Here is a 22,627-nt window from a genome sequence, read left to right as displayed (position 1 = left end):
TGTTAACTACCCTTATTTTCAGTATCAAAGGTGCACATAAACAATTTGTTGAAGTCAGTCTCGCTGTACACTTTGCGCAGTTCATCAATATCAATGAGGTCACAGCCACCAATAAAGGCATCCTCAATAGTGATCACATAGCGCCATTGGCGATCAGGGCATAAGCGACCACCATCGCGAAATTCTTCAAAAGTAGGGAACTCAACAGTATTTCGAGTTGTGCGGGAATTGCGCCAACGTTCACCAGTCCACAGCTGAAAGGCGGGGTGGGTATCAAACGAAAGAGAAGAAAAATAAGTTTTACGAAACTTTTTTAAACAAGTTATTGCGCAGATATGTTTATCAACTTTTTCGAATTCATATGAGAAGAAGTGTTCATCAAAATAGGCGCAACCATTACGAGAACTCTTTATATTAAAGTCTGATAAAATATGTATTTCGGCACCATTAGAGAGAATGACAGGATTTCCAGTGATATCTATGCCTAAAAACTCTTTCGCAATAGAGTATAAGTAGCGCTCAAAGGCGTCAGTATTATCGACCGAAGTAATAAAAAACTGATTTTCACCAGTAAGAATCGCTTGTTCTAACGCTTCACCTAAAAAGTAATGGGATAAACCAGAAAGCCTTGATTTAAGAATATGACGAGTGCGCTGATGCAAGTTATTACGAATAGTATGTTGATATCCATATAGTGAGCGATGCCAACGCTCAAAACATTGTTCAGTGATATTACTTACATCATTGATAATTCTTTTTTCTGTCATGCTGCCATCTGCCATGTTGATTTGCGTTGAGTGGAGTGATCGAGGGGTTCATTAATCAGCGCGTGAGAAAGCGCCCAAAAGTCGTCAGCGTGGCCAGCTTGCTCGCTACGTTCGGCCTTAAAGGTCATCATGTTGCCGCTGTTCGTGGCGACACGCTTAATCGCCATAAACGACATTGCCGTTTCTTTCATGCCCGCATCAAACTGCAGGCGGTTGCCGTCAATGATGTCGATCATCTTCATCACCAAGCGGTTTTTATTTTCATTGGAATAGTGAATTGCCACCGTTTCGCGAGGGTGCTTATTGCTCAGCAAATCGTAAACACCTGCGCCAATGCCGGTGATATCAATGCCAAGGTAAGTCACATTGAAGCGTTCAAACACTTTGCTGATCTCAGAGGCCTGATGTTGGAAAGAAAGCCCGCGCCAAGTGTGTTTCTCAAGCACACGGAATTTCTCAGCCGCCACAATCGGGGGCGCGACCACCATCAGCACCGCATTATCACGGGTTCGTGATGGGTCATAGCCTAACCACACCTCACGGCTACCAAATGGGCGATCGGAGCTCGGCTTGAAGTCCTGCCAAATCTCAATATCCACCATGCAGCGTTCAATCTTATTAAATTCAAATATCGAGCTGGCACCATCAACAAACACGCACATAAACAAGTTGTTGAAGTCCGTCTCGCTGTACTCTTCGCGCAGTTCCTCAATATCAAAGAGGTCACAGCCACCCTTAGCGGCATCCTCAATCGTAACCACATAACGCCACTGGCGATCAGGGCACAAGCGACCGCCATCGCGCAGTTCATCAAAGGTCGGGAACTCAATATTTTTCCGAGTGGTTTTATCGCCGCGCCATTTTTCACCCGTCCAGAACGGGTAAGCAGGGTGCATCTTAGAAGAAGGGGTAGAAAAGTAAGTCTTACGCCACTTTTTATGCGTAGCCATCGCCGAGGCGACTTTGTTCAGCTCGTCAAACTTGCCGATCCAGAAATACTCATCAATATAAACGTGGCCGTGGTAACTCTGTGCCGTTTTGCCGTTGGTAGAAAGAAAATGTAACTCAGCGCCGTTAGAAAGTGTCATCGGGTTGCCAGAAAGCTCAAGCCCTAAAAACTCTTTCGCTAACGCGACAATATAGCGGCGGAATACCTCAGACTGAGCGCGAGAGGCTGAGAGAAATATCTGGTTATCGCCCGTAAGAATCGCCTGTTCTAACGCTTCACCTGCAAAGTAATAGGTTGCGCCAATCTGGCGAGATTTGAGAATGTTACGAATCCGCTGATGCAAGTTGTTACGCATAACAACTTGATATTCAAACAGAGAGTCATGCCATAGCTTGAAACACTGCTCGGTGATCTCACTAACATCATTCTTAACTTTCTTGCCACGTTTACCACTGGGGGCAGAGTGTTTACCAGAATCGCCCGTTTGTGTGCCAGATTCGGCCTTAGGTGAACCACTTTTGCTATTTTGTGCACCACTTTGCGCCGAAGCTGTACCCGCTTCATTGGGTTGAGTCGGATGCTCAGTAGCGCGCAGCTTCTTAAGTTTGACGTGATGATTAATCAGCCGATCGAGCATATCCAACTGCGGTTTACTTGGGTTCTCTACCTCAAGCAGCGTTTGAATACGATTCGCGATAGCTTCATCAATCGTTTGTTCACGCAACATATCGCGCCAACCAAACTTATCCGCCCAGTAGTAAATAATTCGGTCACTGTTCAGATTCAATTCGTCGGCGATTTCGCGTGGCGTCCATGCCTTCAAATAGAGGGCTCGGGCGGCTTGTCGGATTTCGGGAGAGTATGCCATGAGCGCATCATACGCCGCGAAAACACCCTGATTCGCCTACAAAAATTCCGCCAATTTCGGATATAACCCCATATCCGAATTCACCCGAACACTGCTTGCTGAAAGCCAACTTTTTACGGCGTATGGTGGCGACACATTAACGAGATTCAGCAATAACCAAGAGTGTTCACCCCATGCCAAAAACCAGTGATTGGGTAGTCATTGCCACCGAAGGCAGCACCGTAGACGGGCGCAAAATCACCAAGTCGTGGATTAACGACATGGCCTCTCTCTACGCCAAAGATGAATACACCGCATTAATCTGGCCAGAGCACTGGCGCAGCTCTTGGGGGCCGTTTGAAGGTAAAAACTGGGGCGTAGTCGAAGAACTCAAAGCCGAAGTGCTAGACGACAAACTCCGCCTATTTGCCAAGTTAACGCCAAACCAATACCTCTTGGACGCAAACCAAGAAGGGCAAAAGCTGTTTACCTCGATTGAACCGAATCCCGATTACAAGGGCGAGGGGCGTTGCTATTTAATGGGCCTAGCTGTGACTGACTCCCCAGCCTCCACGGGTACAACGCAACTCAAATTCTCTCGTCGCCATGGCGAAGAAACCGCGATTGAGTCTGACGCGCTCGAAGAACTCCACCTAGAGAAATGTTTCAGCCGCACTGATCGCCTTTTTTCCGCTTTGCGCACCTTTATCGCTGGCGATGAGCCAGAAACACCCAGTAAACCTCAATCAGAGGACGAAAAACCCATGAACAAAGAACAGTACAGCGCGTTAATGGCCTCAATCGGTGTGATCACCGAAAAGCAAAACGAGCTTGAAAGCCAGTTCAAAAACTTTTCTACCAATAAAACGCCAGAAACCAACGGTGAAGAAATCGAAGGTGATGGCAAGGACAAGGAAACGAACGGCATGACTCCGGAGCAGTTCAGCAAGCTAACAGAAACGCTTGATAGCATCGCTCAAAAGCAAGCCGATCTCGAAACCAAATTCACGCAACTGAGCCAGACGGGGCCTGATGGCCAAGGCGCAGATAAATCAGGTGGCGGCGAAGGCTACATGCCTGTTTAACCGCGAACCCATCACAGTAACTAGGAGCATCGCGTAATGTCGCAGATTCTTACTCAATCCGCCCGTGAATACATGGATAACTTCGCTCAGCAATTGGCGAAAAGCTACGGCGTATCGAACGTAGAAGATCTATTCAATGTATCACCGCAGTTGGAAACCAAACTTCGCGCAGCCATTACCGAGTCTGCCGAGTTTCTGAAAATGATCACCGTGACCACCGTTGACCAAATCGAAGGTCAAGTGGTCGATGTGGGTGTGTCCGGTCTTTACACTGGCCGTAAAGCGGGTGGCCGTTTCACCAAGCAAGTGGGCGTAGGTGGTCACAAATACAAACTCGCGGAAACCGATTCTTGTGCCGCCATCACTTGGGCAATGCTATGCCAGTGGGCGAACCAAGGTGGCCGCGATCAGTTCATGAAGCACCTGACTGAATTCTCTAACCAAATGTTCGCACTCGACATCATGCGTGTGGGCTGGAATGGCGTTGCCGCAGCAGAAACGACCAATCCAGCAGAGTATCCGCTCGGCCAAGATGTCAACGAAGGCTGGATTGCGTATGTGAAAAACCGCAAAGCCTCACAAGTCGTGGATGTCGATGTCTACTTCGATGAAACCAATGGCGACTACCGCACGCTAGACGCGATGGCCTCAGACATCATCAACAACCAAATTCACCCCATGTTCCGCAACGACCCACGCTTAACCGTGTTCGTCGGTTCAGGGCTGATTGGTGCCGCTCAGGCCAAGCTGTACGACAAAGCGGACAAACCTAGCGAACAAATCGCCGCTCAAAAGCTCGATAAAACCATCGCTGGCCGTCCCGCTTACGTGCCGCCATTCCTGCCAGACAACGCCATGGTCGTGACCATTCCGGCAAACCTGCAGGTATTGACTCAGCACGGAACAGTTCAACGTAAAGCGAAACACGAATCTGATCGCAAGCAGTTCGAAAACGCATACTGGCGCATGGAAGGTTACGCAGTGGGTGTGTTGGAAGCGTTCGCCGCTTACAACCCAGAAAAAGTCCACATCGGCCCTAAACCAGAGGCTGGAGCGTAACTGATGAGCTTATCCCCAGCAGCACGCCATAAATTGGCAGTATTAGCCACCCCAGCAGCGGCAGCTCATGCCGCTGCTGCGGAAAGCCTCGACAGCTTGCACCTTCGCTTAGTTGAGTTTGAGCAAGATAAGCAAGTGCTGAAAGGCTTTGTGCAAATTTCGGAAAAGGTCAACCACAAACGTGATGTGCTGATCCCGAAATACAAACCACTGGCTGAAAAATACCTCGCTGCTGGGGAAAGCTATCAAAACCCCATTTTTACAGATCTCATCGTTTGGTTATTCGACATCGGTGATCTGGAAACCGCCGTGGAATGGCTATTCAAAGCCATCGAGCTAAACCTACCCACGCCGGAAAACTTTAAACGCTCAAGCTGGGCAATTGTCTGCGCGGATGAAGTGCTCAAATGGGCAGAGCAACAGCTACCGAACGGCCACTCAATCGAGCCTTACTTCTCCCGTGTATTCGAGAAAATCGACAAAGAGTGGGTATTACCCGAAGTCGTTGAAGCCAAGTGGTACAAGTTCGCGGGTTACGGCCTGCTGATGAACGAAAAAGGCGAACCAAAGCCAAGTTCAATTGGTGATCTAGAGCGGTTGCAAAAGGCCAAAGCCTTACTCATCACCGCCCATGAAAAGCACGACAAAATCGGGGTGAAAACCAAGATTGACCAGATTGATATGCGTATCAACGCGATCAACGAAGGCAAGAATTTGTAAAGCTCCTACGCCGCCGCGCTCGGCTGGCGAGGTTGCAATAACCTGCGTGGTTCATTGCTATACCGTCGACCCAGTGGCTAGAGCGCACCTATTTAGAGAGAAACGCATGTTCACAGCCAGCAGCACCAGCTTTCAGGATACCACCATCGAGAACGATGGATTCTGGCCAAACATCAACGCAGGAGATTTCGAACGCCTGCGTGGAACGCCAGCCGCGCAAGACGATGAGCGCATCGCTCACGCTGTGGTTAACGCCATCGCATCGGTAAACCTGCAACTGAGTGATCTGAAAGCCAAGTACATCGCCGCAGGCCATGCCAGTGCTAAAGACGTGCCAGCGTTCCCAAAAGTGAATGATAAAAACCTCATCGTCATTCAGTACCAAAGCGCCGTGTTTGCTCGGGCAAAAGCCGATTTACTGCCCGATTTCGCCACCGTCAGCCAGAAAAAAGAAGGTGATCACCTCGCTGAGCGATCACAAGAAACCAAAAACGAACTGCTGGCCGAAAGTGAACGCATCATCCGCAATATGCTCGGCAAGAATCGCGCAAGCGTGGAGCTTATATGAGTTATCGCGTGGGCTACAAAATGCAGGCGCTGAAAGCACACATCGAAATGTGTGTCGGCAAACACATTGCCCAGCGACTTGATGCCGAGATGGGCGACATAGCGCTCATTCTAACCCCTAGACATATGGGCAACGGCATCGATATTTGCCAGCAACGTTACCTCGCTGAATTTCAAATCGACCGCTTGCCGTTCAAAAAGTATGACCCAGCGGTACTGTTCGCCAACGTAGCCGCATGGCTAATGGATAAAGATGCAGACCGAGAAGATCAACTCGGCGAACTGAAAGACCCAGTAATTGAAGTTGTTGTAGAAGATGAAGATAGCGCCGAAGTGCTGATTCAAGTCGCATTCGAAGAGCCAATCAAACTCGTTGAAGCCGAGAACGGCAATGTGTTCTGGCAGAACAAGCGCTGGAACATTCAAGAATACCCAGTTTGGGTAGCTGAAAACCTACGGGATGTGGTCGCCAATGTTCGAGATTAAAGCCGAAGACCGCAGTTACCTGCGCGTAATGGAACAACTCGAACTGCTGGGATTAGACAGAAAAACCCGTGACAAAATGCTGCGCAGAATTGGTGCTCAAATTGCCAAAACCACGCGCAAAAACATACGAGCACAGCGTGATCCTGATGGGAGCGCATGGGCAAAACGAAAACGAGGGCGCGGCAAGCTGCTGAAAGGCTTTACTCAAAAGCTCAAACACTTTCAGCGTGATAATAACCGCACCCTAGTGGTGGGCTGGCCTTCCGCCCGTGGTCGAGTCGCTTACGAACATCACCACGGTATCGCGCAAGACAGTGGGCTATCCGCCAGAAAGCGGCAAGCCAAGCAGCAAAATGAGCCGCGAAAAACAGACCCAGCCACCCGAGAGCAAGCCAAAGCGCTGCGCGATCTCGATTACCGCCTCAAGCCTCAGGGGCGACAGAAAAGAGGCAAAAAGCCCACTCTGGCATGGATACGAGAAAACATGACAGTGGGCGAAGCGGCAAAAACCATTCAAGAGCTGGAAAACAAAACCCCAGCACGGGATTGGAAAGTAGGAAGACCGGAACGCCGATTAATCGGAATCAGCCCTAAACGGCTGGCAATCATGATTAAACGGGAACTCAAGCGCAACAGGAGCAAATAACATGGCATGGCCTACCGTTATTATCAAAATCTTAAACCTGATGAATGGCCCGATTGCCGATATCGAGTGCCACTTCCTATTCGTCATCCGTGGTACCGTCAATGGTGACGTTCGCAACCTAATCATGGTCGATTCAACCTCAGACCTTGATGACGTGTTAGCCGAAGCCAGCGCCGAAGGGCTTGCCATTGTCAAAGCCGCCCAGCTTAACGGCAAACAAGCATGGACAGCGGGCGTGATGATCCTCAGCGAAGAAGACAACTGGCAAGACGCTGTCAAAAAAGCCAATGAAGTGTCCAGCTTCGAATTCGTTGTGCTTGGCTTTGATGCCGAAACCAAAGCCATGATCGAAGATGCCATCACCCTGCGCACCGAGCTGAAAAACAGCTTAGGCCGTGAAGTCGGCGTACTGTGCCAACTGCCCGCCATCAACAACGACCCAGCCAACGGCCAAACATGGGCAGAGTGGTTAGCCGACACGGTCGCCATCCCAAAAGATGTGGCGAGTGAATACATTTCCGTTGTGCCGAATGTACATGCAGCAGGTGACACACTCGGCAAATACGCTGGCCGTCTCGCGAATAAAGAAGTTTCCATCGCAGATTCACCGGCACGAGTCATGACTGGCGGGTTAGTAGGTAACACCGAGCTGATGAAAGACAAAGCCGGAAAAGCCCTCGACCTCGCCACCCTAAAAGCGCTGGAGTCAAACCGCATCGCCGTGCCGATGTGGTACCCAGATTACCCCGGTCAATACTGGACAACGGGTCGAACACTCGATGTGCCCGGTGGTGATTACCAAGATATCCGACACATTCGTGTCGCGATGAAAGCCGCCCGCAAAGTGCGTATTCGTGCCATTGCCCGCATTGCTGACCGCACACTCAACTCAACGCCGCAAAGCATCGCCGCTGCAAAGCTCTATTTCACCCAAGATTTGCGAACCATGGCACTCACGGGCGTGCCGGGGGAAATCTACCCACCAGAGGATGAAGACATCCAAATCAAATGGGTAAACAGCACAGATTTAGAAATCTACATGAGCGTTCAGCCCTACGAATGCCCGGTGAAAATCACCATCGCCATTTCCGTTAAACAAGGGGATTACTAATGAGCAACGCACGTTTCTCAGGCCGCAACTTTGACACCACGCTATTTGGCGAATTCGTCCACGTAAAAAGCGCCACAGCAACCATCAACGATGAAAGCGAAGCGGCATTTACTCGCGGCGTCACCGATGGCTATACCGATGGCAAAGTGAGCTGTGATGTTGAAGTAGAACTCGACCTCAACCAGTTCAAAAAAGTACACAAAGCCGCCCGTCGAGCGGGCAGCTATCGCGGGATCAAACCTGACGACATGATGTTTTACGCCAACAACGGCCAAGACGAAGACAAGGTGGAAATCTTCGGCGTCAAGTTCGTGCTGGCAGACATCCTCAGCATTGACCCAGAAAGCAGCGATAAATCCACCCGCAAGCTAAAAGGCTTTGTCACAAGCCCGCTGTTTGTTCGCATTAACGGTGTGCCGTATCTATCGAAAGATGATACTCGCGGCCTGATCAACTAGCGGTAAGGGCGGTTATGGATGTCATCGACGATGCCGCAAAAACGGAAGCCAAATTCCAACAAATGGCGCTGGCTAACCACAGAGCAAGGGCAATGCAAACAGCCCACTTGCCTAGCCGCACCCACTGTTTGGAATGTGACGACCCAATCCCCAAAGAGCGGCAAGAAAAAGTAAAGGGGTGTCAGTATTGCACCCCCTGTCAGGCCGCAAAGGAGCAACGATGAATCAATGGTTACAGAACCAATGGTTTCAAGAGTGGTTTGAAAAGCTCACCTCCTATATCGCTTATCTGATGTCAGGGCTCGGTGTGTTCCTCGGCTTACTCAGTATTGAACAGTGGATATCCATCTTTGTGGGTGTCACTGCCCTAGTCGCCAATATTTGGCATAAACGCGCGATGCAGAAAATCGCCAAAGAACGAGGAATCTACCTCAATGAAAATAACTAAAAAAATTTGGTGCTCAGTCGCCGCCGTGATCAGCCTTATCACGGGCGGGGCGATAGTCGGCCAAGAATACGTACAGCCAGTTGGCGAAGTCGTGATCGAAGGCCAAGCCCTTGGTGAACTACGCATCAGCCCAAAAGGGCTAGAAATGACAGGCAATGCAGAAGGGTGTCGTTTAGACCCGTACACCTGCCCATCCGGTTTAGTGACCAACGGCGTGGGCAACACTCACGGCGTACCCGATAACCCCGTAAGCCTTGAGCAAGTCGCCAAAGATTGGGTGAGGAACCTGCAAGAAGCAGAACGCTGCGTGGAAAGTGTCGAACGCGCCTCAGGCAAACCCATGACACAAGGCCAGTTCGATGCGTTCACCTCCTTTGCATTTAACACCGGATGCCAGCGCTACAAACGCAACAGCAACCGCACAGCAACGCAGATTTATCGGTTAAGCCTTGAGGGGAACTACCCGCAAGCCTGTGCAGAGCTCAAACGCTGGGTGTATGGCGGCGGAGTAAAACAGCCGGGATTAATCATTCGACGGGATATTGAATATGAACGCTGCATGGCACTGGATTAACGCCACCGTCTTAGCGGCATTGCTGATCACCATCCTAGTTTTAGGGTTACAGCTCAAAGCCAGCCAAGCCGAACAAATCACGCTGAGTGAAAAACTCAGCCAAGCGCAGGCAGATAACCAAAGCAATTTAACCACCATCGCCACCCTGAAAGGGGAAGCCGCAGAACACAATGCACTGATGGTGAAAAGGCAGCAGGAACGAAACCAAAGCGAGGCGAAATTAAATGACGACATCGCAAAGCTTAAAGCGCAAATGGCAGGTATTGAATGCCACATTCCTGATGCTGTTACTCAGCGGCTGCGCGAACCGTACTGAAACCGTTTCAACACAGGTGATCTTTCGATTACCTCCGGCGGGAATGCTCGTGCCCTGCAACAAACCGAGCGTGCAAGGCACATGGCCAGAAGTCGTCAGCGAAGACATTCCACGCCTAAAGCAAGCACTCAAAGAGTGCAATCAACAAATTGAAGACTATTTGAACTGGCGCGCAAAGCGCGAACAACCAACAGAGAGAGAAACACCATGACTAAACCTGTTTTCACAACCAAAACCGTCACCGTTGGCATTAATGGTATCGATTTTAATTTCACGCCAAGCGTGGCCGATGCCAACAACTATGTGAACGGGGTATCCGGTGACAACAAAGTTGAGCCAGCCCGCACTTACCTAGAACGCACCGTGGATAAAGAACAAAAAGAAGAACTGGTGGAGCTGATGAACACCGTGCCGGGATTAATCATTGAGCTGTTTGGCAAAGTGTATGAAGCCTCAAAAGGCGGCATCACCATCACCCTAAAAAACTAAAAGAGCGGGTAGAGCGCATCGAAGAGAACGGCATCGAACAAGCGCTCATTTTGCGGCGTCATTACCTACCCAATGAAGATGATGACCCGCAAAACCTCGCCCGCGCACTGTGGCTGGATAAATTAGAGAAAGATCGCACCGAACATGCGGTGATGTCCGCAATATCAAAGCTGTTTAAACTTTAAATGGTAACCGGATGAATGAAAAGCTGATGATGGTAATCGGGTTAGTTGACCAAGTTACCAAGCCACTGCAAGGCATCACCACCGAAATTAATGGAGCCATGAGTGCCGCTGAAAAAGGCATGGAACAGGCTGCAAAGGGTGGTGCTGGCTTGTGGGCGACAGGCGTTGCCATTCAAAATGCGTTGATGCCCGCCATTGAAATTAACCGCAAGATTGGTGAAGTAAAATCACTCAATGTCGCAGCGGATACCCTAGAGCATCTGAAAAATACAGCGCTGGATTTTTCAGGCGAATACGGTAAGTCAGCCACTGAATTTATCGGGGCGGCTTACGATATTCAATCTGCTATCGCAGGGTTAAAAGGCACTGAGCTTTCAGATTTTACCAAAAGCTCGGGCATTCTTGCGGCGGCGACCAAAGCAGACACCGCAACCATTACCAACTACATGGGCACCATGTATGGCATTTTTGAAAAAGATGCCGCAGCACTCGGAAACTCAAACTGGGTAGAACGTGTGACAGGCATGACCGCACAAGCGGTGCAGATGTTTAAAACCGATGGTAATAAAATGTCTCAGGCGTTCAGTTCGCTTGGTTCATCAGCGACCGCCATGGGTGTGGATATGGCCGAGCAAATGGCCGTACTTGGTATGCTCTCCGCCACCATGGGGGGAGGCGAAGCCGCCACGAAATACACCGCCTTCCTTGGCGGCGCAGTAAAAGCACAAGAAAAGCTCGGGCTATCTTTCTTCGACTCATACGGAAAAATGCTACCGATGGCCGATATGTTGGAGTCAATTCAACAGCGTATTGGGCATTTCTCGACAGATGAACAATTTGCCATTCTCTCTGATGCATTCGGTTCGGGAGAGGCGGTAAAACTTATTCAAAACCTGCAAAGCAAAACTGATGAGCTCGCTCAGAAAGTGGTTGAGCTAGATAAAAACTCAACCATGGAAACCGCCATCACTATGGCTAAAGCGATGACAGATCAATCGCAGCGTTTAGAAAACTCATGGTTCGCTATTCGAACCGCAGCATTTGGAATGGTTTTACCAGCCTTCAACGCCGTCACAGGCAGCATCGCCGATGGCCTCATGTGGCTCACATCCATGACTAAAGAGTATCCAACATTAACCACTGCACTGAGTACTGTTTCGATCATTGCTTTATCTTTTGGCGGTGTGGTTGCCTCTCTCTCGCTCGTGATGGGAATAGCCAAAATGATGGCCGGAGGTTGGAAAGTGACCATGCTTGGGCTAACCGGAATATTAAAGCTGTTTAGAATATTAACTTTGGATGCTGCAACGGGAACGTGGGTATTCAACTCAGCATTGTGGGCAAACCCGATAACATGGGTGGTCGCTGGCATTTTGGCGTTAATCGCAGCAGTCGGCGCAATGATTTACTGGTGGGACGAAATCAAAGCCTCTTTTGCGGATACCACTTGGTTCAAAATCATCGCCGCCGCCATAGATGGCGTGATTGAAATGCTCAACATGATCCCCGGCATCAACATCGAGTGGCGTGCCGGAGAACTGCCCGATGTGCCAGTACCAGAAACCCAACCCGCCATCGCAAAAGCCGTTCCTGTACTGCCAGATGTCGCGGCGCTTGAAGCCTCGCGCCCAAGCATGGATAGCACACTCATTGATTACAAACGGCCAGAGAACACACCGCAGCTATCCAAAAACATGGTGAACAACCTCAACAGCAGCGAAAGCCGCACAACCCAAAACGTGCGCCAGTACGGTGATGTTTACATCACGCCACAAGGCGGCATGACACCAGAACAGCTTGCAGAATGGGACGAACTCAATGCCGGATAAACGCTATATCGATATCAAAGTCATCGACGGCGGCTGGAAGATAGACGCCGGAGCGCAGCCAACCCAATGCAGCGACCTTTACAGCATCGCGCAGGACATCAAACACGCGATCATGGAAAGCGGGCTGGCACGTAAATTAGTGGCAGAACGTAACCCCATTTTACGTGCAGACGTACTGCTGCAAATCGAACAAAAAGCCGAGTTGGATAACCGCATTATCCCCGGCACGGCGAAAGCCACCGAAAGCGAAGCAGGAAACATCCTACTCACTGCCAACGCATACGACTACGAGCAACCCATCAGCACCGAGGTGATCGCATGAGCAAAAGACCGCAGGCCGACTTTGTCGAAATACTCTCAGAATCGGGCGTACCCGTTACTGAGGATGCCTTCGAGGCCGCGCTCAAAGCAGACGTGACCGAGTCAGGAAGCCTCTTGTCCAACGATTCGCAAATGTCACCTTTCTGGCGTTGGGTTCGTGCTGCCGTTGTGACACCTGCTGTGTGGCTGATCCGCACACTGCTAGCAGGGCATGTCATGCCCAATATCTTTGTGGGTACGGCGGAACGTTGGGCGCTAGAGCTAAAAGCATGGGAATACAACGTCACGCCCAAAGGCGCAGTGAGCACCCAAGGCTTAATCACCTTCACCAAAGCCAACGCCGCAGATGAAACCAGTATCGAAGCAGGAACCATCATTCAAACGCCAGAGATTGAAGGAAAGGTGTACAAACTCACCGTAATCAAAACCACGGTGATCAAAGCGGGGCAAGCCTCCGGCAAAGTCTTGTGTGAAGCCAGTGAAGCGGGAGCCGCTTACAACCTGCCTGCAGGCTATTTCAGCATTCTGCCGCAGGGCGTATCGGGCATTGTCTCTGTCACCAATGAAGCGAATTGGATAACCCAACTCGGCGCAGACCAAGAAAGCGACGAAGAATTAGCCCTACGCCTACAAAACGCCTTTACCAGTGCGGGCGAATGGCACATCGACGATGTTTACCGCGCAATGATTGCCAGCGTGGCGGGGATCCGTAGTGATAACATCTTCTTTGAAAACACAGGCCACATCACACCGGGTAGCGCCAATGCCTATATCTTGATGGAAGTGGGCGCAACGCCACAGCATGTGCTTGACCAACTCAATAAACACATCATGCAAGACGGCCACCACGGCCACGGTGACGTGCTGACTTGTTTAGCCATTCCAGAGACTCAGCACAGCATCAGTGCGCAGGTGGTCTTTGTCGCGAATCTCGATGAGATGCAGAAAATCAATGAACTGCTGGAAGTAGAAAACCGCATTCGTGCCGCATTCCGTGAAACAGCGGCTTACCCAGAAATGACCAGAGCGAAACCAGAAAGCCGATTCAGCATTTCGCAGCTCGCCCACGAAATTCACAGCAAGATGGAGAACGTCGAATCCGTACTCATCAAAGTAGACGGTGAACCAACCGACATCATCAGCTTGCTCACTCAACCACGCTTACAAACCCTCAACGTCACGGAGCTGGAACAATGAGCGAATGGGATAAACAAGCACCAGAGCTAGAACAAACGCCAACGCCGTGGTGGCAGGATGGCGAAACCACCTCAGAAGAGAAGATAGAACCCTATTTTCTGAGCAATGGTGTGTTTGCATTCATGCGCAAAGTGCGCGGCTGGTTGCTGTTCCCGCTTCAACAGTTTGACGCGCTCACCTGCAGTGAAAAAATTCTGCGCTTGATGGCGTGGGATAGAGACATCAAACAATTCAACGGTGAGCCGTTGTGGCTGTTTCGCAAGCGGGTGAAGTTTGCCACCGTTAACGCAAAAGACGCAGGCAGCGTAGCAGGATTTAAGCGCATCTTTGAACGCTTGGGCATTGCCATTGTGTCATTCAAAGAACGCGAAAGCGCCGTAGAGTGGGATGTTTGCACGATTGAACTGACGGACAGCTCACTCTCACAAAATAGCCGCTTAGTACAAACGCTGATCGAACAATACGGCAGAACCTGCCGCCGCTATCGCTTTCAAGTGACCTATCCAAGCGAAATGAACGTTTATCACGGCGAGTTCAGCCATAGCTTTGCACTCTATCACGCCAAATCGGAAGAAGTGACCCACATCGAATTCAAGCCTCAGCCGATTGAGCACCATCAACAAATCTTTATCGCCACCTTAGGGGGTAACTCATGAGCCAGACGGCCATTCCACTGCAGTTTGAAAAGTACCTGCAAAATCAAATCAGTGTCGGCAAAGCGCCAGACATGAACGAGATGATTTTTGCCTACATCCCAAACCTTGACCCAAGCCAGCCGATTGACCGTAACCAAGGGCTACCAGCCGTATCAACATGGGTGCATCAGCAAAATATTGATCAAGTCGGAAAGCTCGGCGACAACGCGCTGGTCTATTCGGTAGTGATCCCCGGTTCAGTGGCAGCGTTTACCTTCAACGCCATCTATCTGCGTGATAAAAACGTGCCAAACTCCTGCGGTATGGTGGTACACAAAGCCACTGAAACCAAAGAAGCAGGCATGGCAAGCACCAAAAGCCTAATGCAGCAATACACAGGTGCAGCGCAAGTAGCAGGCATTACGGTAGATGCGCAAACGTGGCAAATCGACTACCAAGCCCGCCTGTTAGGTATTGAAGAGGATATGCGCCTCGCGAGCTTGGATAACTACGGGCACACCGCATTCATTCAAGGCTTTGATGTCACCCAGCAAGCAGACCCAGCCAAATACAAAGTAGCACCGGGTGTGGTGTACGTGGGCGGCTTGCGTGCCGAGCTAAAAAACGAAGTCATTCAAACCATCAGCGCCAAGCCCACGGGTTTGTACATCGATGTTGTTCGCACGGGTACCGTGTTATCAAAGTGGCAGAACATCGTCACCGTTCGCGCCTCAGCGACACCGCTCACCGACTACGTTGACCAAAACCAGCAGCAACACTACGTTGCAAGGCTGGCGGGGATTAATGCGAATGGGAGTATCACAGATTGGCGTGTAAAAACAGACAACGCCGATCAAGAGTGGTCGCCATTTATCAATTACGGCATCGGACAAGAAGTCGTTCGCAATAACCTGCGCTATATCGCTCGCGCTGCGTCAGGGCCGGATAATGGTGGTGTCATAGACCCTAGTGCGGATAGTGATTGGAGCCATTGGAAGCCAATCTGGGCATTAAACCAAGTCGAAAACCGCCTGAAAGGAAATCAAAACTGGAATGTTCCTGGCAGGACTGGACACCCTCTGCCCGACGCGACGCCAAGGAATTATCCATCAGGCGCAGAAATTGTTTTGGGTGTTTTTGTAGGACAAGGGTCAACACTTGTTGGAGTGACCCTTGTTGGCGGTGTACTTAGTGCTGCGGGCGGCAATTACACTATTACGAGACAGAGGTTTGGCACCAGTTTTTTTGCTGGGGTAAAGCTTGCAAACGGGACAATAGTACGTGCTAACCCATCACTCTCAGAAACCGGAGTCATGCTAAGTTATCCGAGTGCAAGTGAGCTGAGAATCACTGTAAGCATCGACCTGCTTACATCAAAAATCGGAGTTAATCGAGGTGCTCATAAATTCGCAGGTATTAGTGAGCTACCTGGAGTTTGGGCTGACGTGAGTGATGAAGAATCAGCTAATGCAGTGCTGTACAATAAAGAGTACGCATCCGTGCCGATTGGAGTGCCTTTTCCGCACGTCGGGGAACTTCCACCGATGAATGATCCAAGATTTCGTTACGTTGTGCTTACTGACGCTGACCCGTATAACAATGGAATACTCATTAATAAAGAAGTTGCAGGTGCTGCGCCAAATTTGGTTATTAAGTACAAAGTCAGTATGCAAGGCTCACCATTGAACGACACTAAGATTGAGATGCTCAATACAATGGAAGCATCTTTGAATCCATCAGAGACTAAATCTAAAGTGTTTAACGACACAATTAGAAACATTCAAGCAGGATTTAGCGTTGTTGACTCTAATAACCAGGTTGGGGCACTGGAAAATGGTAGTGGTGCAATATCGCTATCAACGACAACTGGAAAAATACCGAGTTGGTTGAGCGGTTCGCAAGTTGGAACTCGATACACGAATGCGACTTTTAATGCATCCAATGTTGTTCCAACTGGTGACAGGAACCAAACTTTCGCAATCGGCGCTAAATATATAATGAGGATTAAATAATGGGTGGATTTTACGCAATTGATGATAAATTGCTTTGCTATTTCGAAGATGGCTCTATTGAAATCACAGAGCAGCAGCATAGCGATGCATTAACAGCAAAGATGCAGGGACGCAAAACCTTTGTTCGAGATGGTGAGCTAATCATTTTCTCCGGCGTTATGCGCACAATCTGGAACTGCGAAGACTATTCGAGAAAAGAAATCGACGAGCAAGAGTTAATTCCGGATGGTTGGACAGACAAAGAGCGAAAAACCGCTTTTGATCGCTGGATTGATGGCGAATGGGTAACGGACATCAGCGCAAAATACATCGCCGAATTCGACCAAGTTGATAACCTGCGCCGTCACCTGTATTTCATCATGGTTGACCCATTAGTATCAGAGGCCAACATCAAACGCCTGCAGGGAAAAGAAGCGGAAGCCATTGAACTGGAACGCCAAGCGATTGCCGCTCGCGAGAAAATCCAGCTTGATCACCCTTGGCCTGTTAACCCTGAGGCGTAACCATGTGGCAAAACAACGCACTCACATGGCCAGAGTCAGCAGGCTCAATCCAGACCGCGGCGGAAACAGTTACTCAACAAGTCGGCAGCACCATGAGTGCTGCCACTGGCCGACTAACCAACCTGCAAAGTGACGCCAATTTAGGGCGTCACCCTTTAAGCGCTGCAGCAGAGGCGTTACTCAACCTGCGCGGTGAGTTAAACACATTTCTCAATCAAGGCACTGTGCTCAGTGTTACACCCTATCAGTTTCAAGTGGGGGAGAGGTTAGAGTCAGGCTGCTACCTAAGCCCAGCCAACGCCACCAAAACACTCGCTGCTAAACTGCGTGACCTTTCGGATACCCATAGGACAAAAGGTCAGTTGTATGCTGTGGCAATCATGATCAGCACACAAAGCCTTGGCGAGTTTGTCAGTACCTTGTCGGCAGTCACTCGCGTATTTCCGCTACCGGATTGGTGCCAGTGTTACCGCCAAGCCGAAGCCATGAGCAAGCAAGAGGCTGAAAAGCTGCACCAGCCTGCGGGTATCATTCAGCCACGCTTTAAACCTTATGCGCATTTAAATGCCAACCCGTTAAATGACTACTTCGCAGCACAAGGGGCGCAAATCGCCACGCTTGAATCACTGGCCAGTGATGCAAGTCATGTGATCGGCAAGTTGTCAGCGTTGGCACAAAAGCGCGCTAATCAGTTGAGTGAAATCACCGCAACCATCAACGCGCTTAAATCACTGAGCGGCAGCGTGTACAGCATAAAACTCAGCGGAACGCCGGAGAGTATCGCCACCCAATTGGAACAAGCCGCCGCACCAAGCACCTGCCCGCACACCATCGCCAGTGTGTTAATCAGCAGCCAACCGCAGCCATTTTTTGAGGAGTTATTATGTTCGCACTAGATGGACAGACGTTTAACATCAAAAACCTATTGGTGAACTTCTCGCGTGAGTTTAAAGATCAGGATATGAGCGGCATGGCCTCATTAACTGCAACGTCAGAGCAGGGCGACAAAGCCGCAGAGCTAGAAATCTCCGGCCTCATCGCATTTAAAGACCTTGCTCAATTGGCACTGCTGGAAAGCATGAGCAGCGCTAAAGATGAAAGCGGTGATCGCAAGGTTTATCGAGTCGCTAACGATGTGGCCAACGCCTTAAAAATCAAAAATGCCAAATTTACAGGCCACTTTTCCGCCGTACAGCAAGAAAACAAAATGGCGTGGCAGGTGTCATTTAAGCTCAAAGAGCACAACAGCGTAGCCGAGCAGAAAGAGCAACGAGGGCGAGCCAAGAACAAGCCGCAACAAAGAGAAAACACGGCACTGCAACAAGCACTGCAGCAAAATGCGGAGGCGACCAAGTGAAACTGACCAAGCGCCTTTTCATCAGCAATGAAGAATATGAGCTGGCGGATAACAAAGTCAGCTTAAAACTATCGCTGGGCGGCAAAGCCATTTTCATTGTGACGACGACAACACCGCCGGAGCGGTTCGCTTTAGTGCGCTTTGATATTGGCTATGAACAGCAAACCGCCCCATTTTTTGAGGGATTCATTGATAGAGTTGAGCCAGCCAGTAATGGAACCTTTCGGATTACTGTGAAAGAGCTATCGGGGATACTTTCCAACCTATTGCCGATCAGTATCGAGCACCCAACAATGGCGGATATTTTCGCCATCATCACCAAAAAAACAGGGCTGGAATTTCGCTTGCCGGAGGCGGATTACACCAAGAAGGTGATCCCAAACTTTGTTAATCAGGGGGATGGTTATCAGTGCTTGGATAAAATCGGTAAAGCCTTTCAAGTGCCTGATTTCGTCTGGTACCAAGATACCGACCAAGTGATTTACTTTGGCGCATACGAGCACAGCCATTTTTACAACAAGCCGATGAGCATTCCGCACGAGTTCACCTCAAAGCAAAGCAGTAACAGCGTAACGTTCGCCCCATTCCCAATGCTCAGACCGGGGCGAGTAGCCTTTGATAAACGCATTACTAAACTTGAGCTGTTCGGCGATGAAATGACAGCCTTTTGGACGGATGACGCGAAGCCAGCCAAGAAACGTGAACTGGATGACATGCTGCCAGAAGTCGCCGCAGGTTATCACTTGCCCATTTTCGGCAGAGTAGAGGCAGTGCGCGATAGTGCGACCGCAGGCCAAGTCGCTGACCCATTCCGCCCACGCTTCGCCATTGATGTACAGGTACTCAATGAAGACATGCAGCCAGATGAAAACATCCCTGTTTACCGATCGATACCACTGCCGGTTCACATGAGCGGCCATGAATCGGGATTGCTGGCTTATCCGCTTGAAGGAACAATCGTAGAAATCGCTTTCGCTTACGGTCGCAGTGATCTGCCGCTTATCCGTGGCATTTATGGCCGAGATTATGCGCTACCCACCATCGCGCCCGGTGAGCAACTGCAGCAGCAACGTGAAGAAGTAAGCCGCCGCATTGATGCCGCTGGTAACATTACAGACCAAACCGATCAGACTTTTACCAGCAAAGCATTTAAGCAAGTAGATCAGGCACACCAATACACAGGTGAGTTTGGGCAACACCAGTTACTGATCGATGAACATAGCTTAGAGAACATCATAGGCAAAAAGCTCATCGAGGCGTTAGGCGCAATCGAACTACTGGCAGGTGACAACATAGAGCTGGGCAGTTTAGGCAATATGCACGTAGCCACAGCCGGAGAACTGATTGAGGTGATCGGTAAAGTGCGCCGCAGTATCGTTGCTGAACATCAGTGGTTGCAGTCACCCAAAACATGGATTGGTTCGAAGCAAGAGAACGTACTCATTCTGCTATCAGAACTGATGCAAGTGGTAAAAGAATTAGCCGACACACTCGCAAGCCATACCCACGGCGGCGTGATGGCGGGACCTGCAGCCACCGCAGCACCAAACCAAGCGAGTGACATAAGCGATCACGGCTCAGACAGTGCCCAGCTCAAAGAAAGGCTAGACCCGATAACAAAGCAGTAGCCAACCAAGCGCACCACAACGCAGCCTAACCGCTGCGTTTCTTTTTGCCTGCAACGCTCACTTCGCAGCACAACACCCCACCCAAGCCACACCCAAGCGCATACAGCCACGTAATCGACCCTTTGACCCACGGAATCCGCGCTCCTATACACCCGCCCGCGCGGTTTTTGGATCACTTTTTTCGAAATTTTGGTTTAGCGAAAAACACCACACGCCATCGAAACGGCAATAAACCGCAAAACCTTATGCAGCAAGGGGGCTGGACGATACCGCAAACCGCCGAAAGTGCCTTAAAACCGCCTTTTTAAAATTTCGAAAATTGAAATTTTTTTCAGTTAATTGCAAAAATGACGATCAGAAATGATCATGAGATTTTTATTAAGTGATTGAAATATATGAAGCGTTGACGGATTCCGTCACGGTTTTAATGATCATGCGCCAGAAAGTGACGATCATCCGATAGGCTGGCAAAGCCAAGCACAGCAAGGGATAGAGAGGATTTGACAGCAAAAACAGTTTTTCAAAAAATATCAGTGGCGAGAAGCAAATAGGCCACCAAAAAAGTGGCGGCATAAAAGCCACGAAAACAAGGTTTACTTTGGTTTCTGTCGCCACATTATCGCCATTGTGATGATTATTTAAGTGTAAGCTATTGTTTTTAAAGTTTATAAAAATCCAGGTATGAAAAGGGGCTTTTCTTTTTTCTGCGTTTTACCCCCCACCTTTATCTTTTCTACTTTTTCCTATCATCCGCTGAGGAACGGTTCCCGAAGCGTGAGTGGATGCCCCGGCCATTATGGGTAAAACTTGAGCCTATCAGCCTGATATTTATGTTATTTGTGTTATATCTCTCAAGATGCATAGATTCCAGAGGGTTTAGGGTAAAAAAACATCTTTTTGCTACAGGATTTATTCAACGAGTCGCTAATAGAGGTAACTTTGAGAGAACTGCTTGGTTTTCCGAGACGTCGGAGACCGTTTGGGAGTTCCGCTACGTCGGAAAATCAATAGGAGATACCACTATGGCGGTGAATGTAAACACCAACGTGTCAGCAATGACAGCACAACGGTACTTGACGAGTGCAACCAATGCACAGCAATCGTCAATGGAACGTCTATCATCAGGATATAAAATTAACAGCGCAAAAGACGATGCGGCAGGTCTGCAGATCTCTAACCGTTTGAACGTGCAAAGTCGAGGTCTAGATGTTGCCGTTCGTAACGCCAACGATGGTATTTCGATGGCGCAAACCGCGGAAGGGGCAATGAATGAGACCACCAACATCTTACAACGTATGCGTGATCTCTCCTTGCAATCAGCAAACGGTTCTAACTCGAAGTCCGAACGCGTTGCGATTCAAGAAGAAATTACCGCGTTGAATGATGAGCTCAACCGTATTGCAGAAACCACCTCTTTCGGTGGTAACAAGCTGCTCAATGGTACATTCGCAACCAAGTCATTCCAGATTGGTGCGGATAACGGTGAAGCGGTAATGCTTAACATCAAAGATATGCGCAGCGATAACGCTTTGATGGGAGGTAAAACCTATCAAGCGGCTAACGGTAAAGACAAAAACTGGGGCGTGGAAGCGGGTAAAACCGATCTGACCATCACTCTGAAAGACAAACGCGAAGGCGATGTCACCATTTCGATCAATGCGAAAGAAGGGGATGATATCGAAGAGCTGGCCACTTACATCAACGGTCAAACCGACATGATCAAAGCATCGGTGGATGAAGAAGGTAAGTTACAGCTATTCACTGATAACAACCGAATCGATGGTGCTGCGACCTTTGGTGGCGCACTTGCCGGTGAGTTAGGTATCGGTGCTGCGCAAGACGTGACGGTTGATACTCTGGATGTCACTACGGTTGGTGGTGCACAAGAGAGTGTGGCGATTGTCGATGCTGCCTTGAAATATGTGGATAGCCATCGTGCTGAACTCGGTGCATTCCAAAACCGATTCAACCACGCGATCAACAACTTAGATAACATTAACGAAAACGTGAATGCGTCTAAGAGCCGGATCAAAGATACAGACTTTGCCAAAGAAACGACTGCACTGACCAAGGCGCAGATCCTTTCTCAAGCATCAAGTTCTGTTCTCGCACAAGCCAAGCAGGCACCCAACTCAGCACTGGCTCTTCTAGGCTAGTTCGAGTTGATAGGAAAAAACCCAGCTGCAGCTGGGTTTTTTATTGCCTGTTATTTGTTGGTTTTGTGTGGCAGAGAAACCTAAAAAGAAGAACGTAAAAGAGAGAACATCAGCGGCCATCACGCAAAAGAGCGTATAAATGGTGAGCTAATGGTGGCGTTGTGTCTTATCTGAAGGAGCTTAGCTTCCGCCGGAAAGCGGCTTAAGTTATGGATGTGGATGTGATGTCGCTATCAATAAAGCCCAGATAAAACAAAACCTAGCCGAAGCTAGGTTGTTTAT

General features: G+C 49.5%; 27 protein-coding genes. 25 read left to right on the top strand and 2 right to left on the bottom strand.

What is annotated here, in order from left to right; translation table 11 throughout:
- Positions 1-2: 2 nt before the first annotated feature.
- Positions 3-782 carry a terminase large subunit domain-containing protein gene (locus GOU96_RS01065; RefSeq protein ID WP_267781286.1) on the bottom strand — a complete coding sequence of 260 codons (780 nt, stop codon included), beginning with the start codon at positions 780-782 and terminating at the stop codon, positions 3-5.
- Positions 764-2,584 (bottom strand): terminase ATPase subunit family protein, encoded by a 1,821-nt coding sequence (locus GOU96_RS01060; protein ID WP_267781284.1) that lies wholly within the window; start codon positions 2,582-2,584, stop codon positions 764-766. Before GOU96_RS01060 ends, GOU96_RS01065 begins: the two co-directional genes overlap by 19 nt.
- A 173-nt stretch (positions 2,585-2,757) precedes the next feature.
- On the opposite strand from GOU96_RS01060, the gene GOU96_RS01055 reads away from it, so the two are divergent.
- The 25 genes from GOU96_RS01055 (at position 2,758) to GOU96_RS00935 (ending at position 22,345) form a co-directional block, all read left to right on the top strand.
- Positions 2,758-3,648, top strand: coding sequence for a GPO family capsid scaffolding protein (locus tag GOU96_RS01055; RefSeq protein WP_267781282.1), 891 nt, complete (start codon positions 2,758-2,760; stop codon positions 3,646-3,648).
- Positions 3,649-3,684: 36 nt separating this feature from the next.
- The gene (locus GOU96_RS01050) at positions 3,685-4,707 is read left to right on the top strand and encodes a phage major capsid protein, P2 family (RefSeq protein WP_267781280.1); all 1,023 of its coding nucleotides are present in this window, start codon (positions 3,685-3,687) and stop codon (positions 4,705-4,707) included.
- 3 nt (positions 4,708-4,710) lie between these two features.
- Complete coding sequence (locus tag GOU96_RS01045; RefSeq protein ID WP_114793009.1) at positions 4,711-5,427, top strand: terminase endonuclease subunit; 717 nt, start codon at positions 4,711-4,713, stop codon at positions 5,425-5,427.
- A gap of 106 nt (positions 5,428-5,533) precedes the next feature.
- Positions 5,534-5,995 (top strand): head completion/stabilization protein, encoded by a 462-nt coding sequence (locus GOU96_RS01040; protein ID WP_267781277.1) that lies wholly within the window; start codon positions 5,534-5,536, stop codon positions 5,993-5,995.
- Positions 5,992-6,480 carry a phage tail protein gene (locus GOU96_RS01035; RefSeq protein WP_267781275.1) on the top strand — a complete coding sequence of 163 codons (489 nt, stop codon included), beginning with the start codon at positions 5,992-5,994 and terminating at the stop codon, positions 6,478-6,480. The genes GOU96_RS01040 and GOU96_RS01035 overlap by 4 nt, the downstream gene beginning before the upstream one ends.
- On the top strand, positions 6,467-7,126 hold the full coding sequence (locus GOU96_RS01030) for a phage virion morphogenesis protein (RefSeq protein WP_267781272.1): 660 nt from the start codon (positions 6,467-6,469) through the stop codon (positions 7,124-7,126). The genes GOU96_RS01035 and GOU96_RS01030 overlap by 14 nt, the downstream gene beginning before the upstream one ends.
- Position 7,127: 1 nt before the next feature.
- The gene (locus GOU96_RS01025) at positions 7,128-8,237 is read left to right on the top strand and encodes a DUF2586 domain-containing protein (protein ID WP_267781270.1); all 1,110 of its coding nucleotides are present in this window, start codon (positions 7,128-7,130) and stop codon (positions 8,235-8,237) included.
- Positions 8,237-8,695 carry a phage protein gene (locus tag GOU96_RS01020; protein ID WP_000063626.1) on the top strand — a complete coding sequence of 153 codons (459 nt, stop codon included), beginning with the start codon at positions 8,237-8,239 and terminating at the stop codon, positions 8,693-8,695. Before GOU96_RS01025 ends, GOU96_RS01020 begins: the two co-directional genes overlap by 1 nt.
- Before the next feature lie 14 nt (positions 8,696-8,709).
- Entirely contained in the window at positions 8,710-8,919 is a 210-nt protein-coding gene (locus tag GOU96_RS01015; RefSeq protein ID WP_033928130.1) for a TraR/DksA family transcriptional regulator, read from the top strand.
- On the top strand, positions 8,916-9,143 hold the full coding sequence (locus GOU96_RS01010) for a hypothetical protein (RefSeq protein WP_001077689.1): 228 nt from the start codon (positions 8,916-8,918) through the stop codon (positions 9,141-9,143). Before GOU96_RS01015 ends, GOU96_RS01010 begins: the two co-directional genes overlap by 4 nt.
- Complete coding sequence (locus GOU96_RS01005; protein WP_267781267.1) at positions 9,130-9,717, top strand: lysozyme; 588 nt, start codon at positions 9,130-9,132, stop codon at positions 9,715-9,717. Before GOU96_RS01010 ends, GOU96_RS01005 begins: the two co-directional genes overlap by 14 nt.
- The gene (locus tag GOU96_RS01000; RefSeq protein WP_114813176.1) at positions 9,692-10,033 is read left to right on the top strand and encodes a hypothetical protein; all 342 of its coding nucleotides are present in this window, start codon (positions 9,692-9,694) and stop codon (positions 10,031-10,033) included. Before GOU96_RS01005 ends, GOU96_RS01000 begins: the two co-directional genes overlap by 26 nt.
- Positions 9,942-10,244: a hypothetical protein gene (lysC, locus tag GOU96_RS00995; RefSeq protein ID WP_248351877.1), complete on the top strand. Its 303-nt coding sequence runs from the start codon at positions 9,942-9,944 to the stop codon at positions 10,242-10,244. Before GOU96_RS01000 ends, lysC begins: the two co-directional genes overlap by 92 nt.
- Positions 10,241-10,522 (top strand): putative phage tail assembly chaperone, encoded by a 282-nt coding sequence (locus GOU96_RS00990; RefSeq protein ID WP_000165784.1) that lies wholly within the window; start codon positions 10,241-10,243, stop codon positions 10,520-10,522. The genes lysC and GOU96_RS00990 overlap by 4 nt, the downstream gene beginning before the upstream one ends.
- A 50-nt stretch (positions 10,523-10,572) precedes the next feature.
- Positions 10,573-10,707: a DUF6890 family protein gene (locus tag GOU96_RS00985; protein WP_267781264.1), complete on the top strand. Its 135-nt coding sequence runs from the start codon at positions 10,573-10,575 to the stop codon at positions 10,705-10,707.
- Positions 10,708-10,718: 11 nt separating this feature from the next.
- Positions 10,719-12,536 carry a phage tail tape measure protein gene (locus tag GOU96_RS00980; RefSeq protein ID WP_267781262.1) on the top strand — a complete coding sequence of 606 codons (1,818 nt, stop codon included), beginning with the start codon at positions 10,719-10,721 and terminating at the stop codon, positions 12,534-12,536.
- Positions 12,526-12,858 (top strand): DUF2590 family protein, encoded by a 333-nt coding sequence (locus GOU96_RS00975; protein ID WP_001113003.1) that lies wholly within the window; start codon positions 12,526-12,528, stop codon positions 12,856-12,858. The genes GOU96_RS00980 and GOU96_RS00975 overlap by 11 nt, the downstream gene beginning before the upstream one ends.
- Positions 12,855-14,054 carry a baseplate J/gp47 family protein gene (locus tag GOU96_RS00970; RefSeq protein WP_267781260.1) on the top strand — a complete coding sequence of 400 codons (1,200 nt, stop codon included), beginning with the start codon at positions 12,855-12,857 and terminating at the stop codon, positions 14,052-14,054. The genes GOU96_RS00975 and GOU96_RS00970 overlap by 4 nt, the downstream gene beginning before the upstream one ends.
- On the top strand, positions 14,051-14,710 hold the full coding sequence (locus GOU96_RS00965) for a phage tail protein (protein ID WP_158163035.1): 660 nt from the start codon (positions 14,051-14,053) through the stop codon (positions 14,708-14,710). The genes GOU96_RS00970 and GOU96_RS00965 overlap by 4 nt, the downstream gene beginning before the upstream one ends.
- Positions 14,707-16,701, top strand: coding sequence for a phage tail protein (locus tag GOU96_RS00960; RefSeq protein ID WP_267781256.1), 1,995 nt, complete (start codon positions 14,707-14,709; stop codon positions 16,699-16,701). Before GOU96_RS00965 ends, GOU96_RS00960 begins: the two co-directional genes overlap by 4 nt.
- A complete protein-coding gene (locus tag GOU96_RS00955) occupies positions 16,701-17,204 on the top strand; it encodes a phage tail protein (RefSeq protein WP_267781254.1) in 504 nt (167 codons plus the stop codon). The genes GOU96_RS00960 and GOU96_RS00955 overlap by 1 nt, the downstream gene beginning before the upstream one ends.
- 2 nt (positions 17,205-17,206) lie before the next feature.
- Positions 17,207-18,100: a hypothetical protein gene (locus GOU96_RS00950; RefSeq protein ID WP_267781252.1), complete on the top strand. Its 894-nt coding sequence runs from the start codon at positions 17,207-17,209 to the stop codon at positions 18,098-18,100.
- On the top strand, positions 18,088-18,561 hold the full coding sequence (locus GOU96_RS00945; protein ID WP_000457681.1) for a hypothetical protein: 474 nt from the start codon (positions 18,088-18,090) through the stop codon (positions 18,559-18,561). Before GOU96_RS00950 ends, GOU96_RS00945 begins: the two co-directional genes overlap by 13 nt.
- Positions 18,558-20,189: a hypothetical protein gene (locus GOU96_RS00940; RefSeq protein ID WP_267781250.1), complete on the top strand. Its 1,632-nt coding sequence runs from the start codon at positions 18,558-18,560 to the stop codon at positions 20,187-20,189. The genes GOU96_RS00945 and GOU96_RS00940 overlap by 4 nt, the downstream gene beginning before the upstream one ends.
- 1,022 nt (positions 20,190-21,211) lie before the next feature.
- The gene (locus tag GOU96_RS00935; RefSeq protein ID WP_000290378.1) at positions 21,212-22,345 is read left to right on the top strand and encodes a flagellin; all 1,134 of its coding nucleotides are present in this window, start codon (positions 21,212-21,214) and stop codon (positions 22,343-22,345) included.
- The last annotated feature ends 282 nt before the right edge of the window (positions 22,346-22,627 follow it).

The organism is Vibrio sp. R-1 (genome assembly GCF_035615595.1).
Lineage (GTDB): Bacteria > Pseudomonadota > Gammaproteobacteria > Enterobacterales > Vibrionaceae > Vibrio > Vibrio cholerae.
This window is presented reverse-complemented; position numbering and strand designations above follow the sequence as displayed.

Excerpts from the sequence above, each read along its gene's own strand:
- GOU96_RS01065 (WP_267781286.1), bottom strand. The coding sequence starts at position 782 with ATGGCAGATGGCAGCATGACAGAAAAAAGAATTATCAATGATGTAAGT.
- GOU96_RS01060 (WP_267781284.1), bottom strand. The coding sequence starts at position 2,584 with ATGGCATACTCTCCCGAAATCCGACAAGCCGCCCGAGCCCTCTATTTG.
- GOU96_RS01055 (WP_267781282.1), top strand. The coding sequence starts at position 2,758 with ATGCCAAAAACCAGTGATTGGGTAGTCATTGCCACCGAAGGCAGCACC.
- GOU96_RS01050 (WP_267781280.1), top strand. The coding sequence starts at position 3,685 with ATGTCGCAGATTCTTACTCAATCCGCCCGTGAATACATGGATAACTTC.
- GOU96_RS01045 (WP_114793009.1), top strand. The coding sequence starts at position 4,711 with ATGAGCTTATCCCCAGCAGCACGCCATAAATTGGCAGTATTAGCCACC.
- GOU96_RS01040 (WP_267781277.1), top strand. The coding sequence starts at position 5,534 with ATGTTCACAGCCAGCAGCACCAGCTTTCAGGATACCACCATCGAGAAC.
- GOU96_RS01035 (WP_267781275.1), top strand. The coding sequence starts at position 5,992 with ATGAGTTATCGCGTGGGCTACAAAATGCAGGCGCTGAAAGCACACATC.
- GOU96_RS01030 (WP_267781272.1), top strand. The coding sequence starts at position 6,467 with ATGTTCGAGATTAAAGCCGAAGACCGCAGTTACCTGCGCGTAATGGAA.
- GOU96_RS01025 (WP_267781270.1), top strand. The coding sequence starts at position 7,128 with ATGGCATGGCCTACCGTTATTATCAAAATCTTAAACCTGATGAATGGC.
- GOU96_RS01020 (WP_000063626.1), top strand. The coding sequence starts at position 8,237 with ATGAGCAACGCACGTTTCTCAGGCCGCAACTTTGACACCACGCTATTT.
- GOU96_RS01015 (WP_033928130.1), top strand. The coding sequence starts at position 8,710 with ATGGATGTCATCGACGATGCCGCAAAAACGGAAGCCAAATTCCAACAA.
- GOU96_RS01010 (WP_001077689.1), top strand. The coding sequence starts at position 8,916 with ATGAATCAATGGTTACAGAACCAATGGTTTCAAGAGTGGTTTGAAAAG.
- GOU96_RS01005 (WP_267781267.1), top strand. The coding sequence starts at position 9,130 with ATGAAAATAACTAAAAAAATTTGGTGCTCAGTCGCCGCCGTGATCAGC.
- GOU96_RS01000 (WP_114813176.1), top strand. The coding sequence starts at position 9,692 with ATGAACGCTGCATGGCACTGGATTAACGCCACCGTCTTAGCGGCATTG.
- lysC (WP_248351877.1), top strand. The coding sequence starts at position 9,942 with ATGACGACATCGCAAAGCTTAAAGCGCAAATGGCAGGTATTGAATGCC.
- GOU96_RS00990 (WP_000165784.1), top strand. The coding sequence starts at position 10,241 with ATGACTAAACCTGTTTTCACAACCAAAACCGTCACCGTTGGCATTAAT.
- GOU96_RS00980 (WP_267781262.1), top strand. The coding sequence starts at position 10,719 with ATGAATGAAAAGCTGATGATGGTAATCGGGTTAGTTGACCAAGTTACC.
- GOU96_RS00975 (WP_001113003.1), top strand. The coding sequence starts at position 12,526 with ATGCCGGATAAACGCTATATCGATATCAAAGTCATCGACGGCGGCTGG.
- GOU96_RS00970 (WP_267781260.1), top strand. The coding sequence starts at position 12,855 with ATGAGCAAAAGACCGCAGGCCGACTTTGTCGAAATACTCTCAGAATCG.
- GOU96_RS00965 (WP_158163035.1), top strand. The coding sequence starts at position 14,051 with ATGAGCGAATGGGATAAACAAGCACCAGAGCTAGAACAAACGCCAACG.
- GOU96_RS00960 (WP_267781256.1), top strand. The coding sequence starts at position 14,707 with ATGAGCCAGACGGCCATTCCACTGCAGTTTGAAAAGTACCTGCAAAAT.
- GOU96_RS00955 (WP_267781254.1), top strand. The coding sequence starts at position 16,701 with ATGGGTGGATTTTACGCAATTGATGATAAATTGCTTTGCTATTTCGAA.
- GOU96_RS00950 (WP_267781252.1), top strand. The coding sequence starts at position 17,207 with ATGTGGCAAAACAACGCACTCACATGGCCAGAGTCAGCAGGCTCAATC.
- GOU96_RS00945 (WP_000457681.1), top strand. The coding sequence starts at position 18,088 with ATGTTCGCACTAGATGGACAGACGTTTAACATCAAAAACCTATTGGTG.
- GOU96_RS00935 (WP_000290378.1), top strand. The coding sequence starts at position 21,212 with ATGGCGGTGAATGTAAACACCAACGTGTCAGCAATGACAGCACAACGG.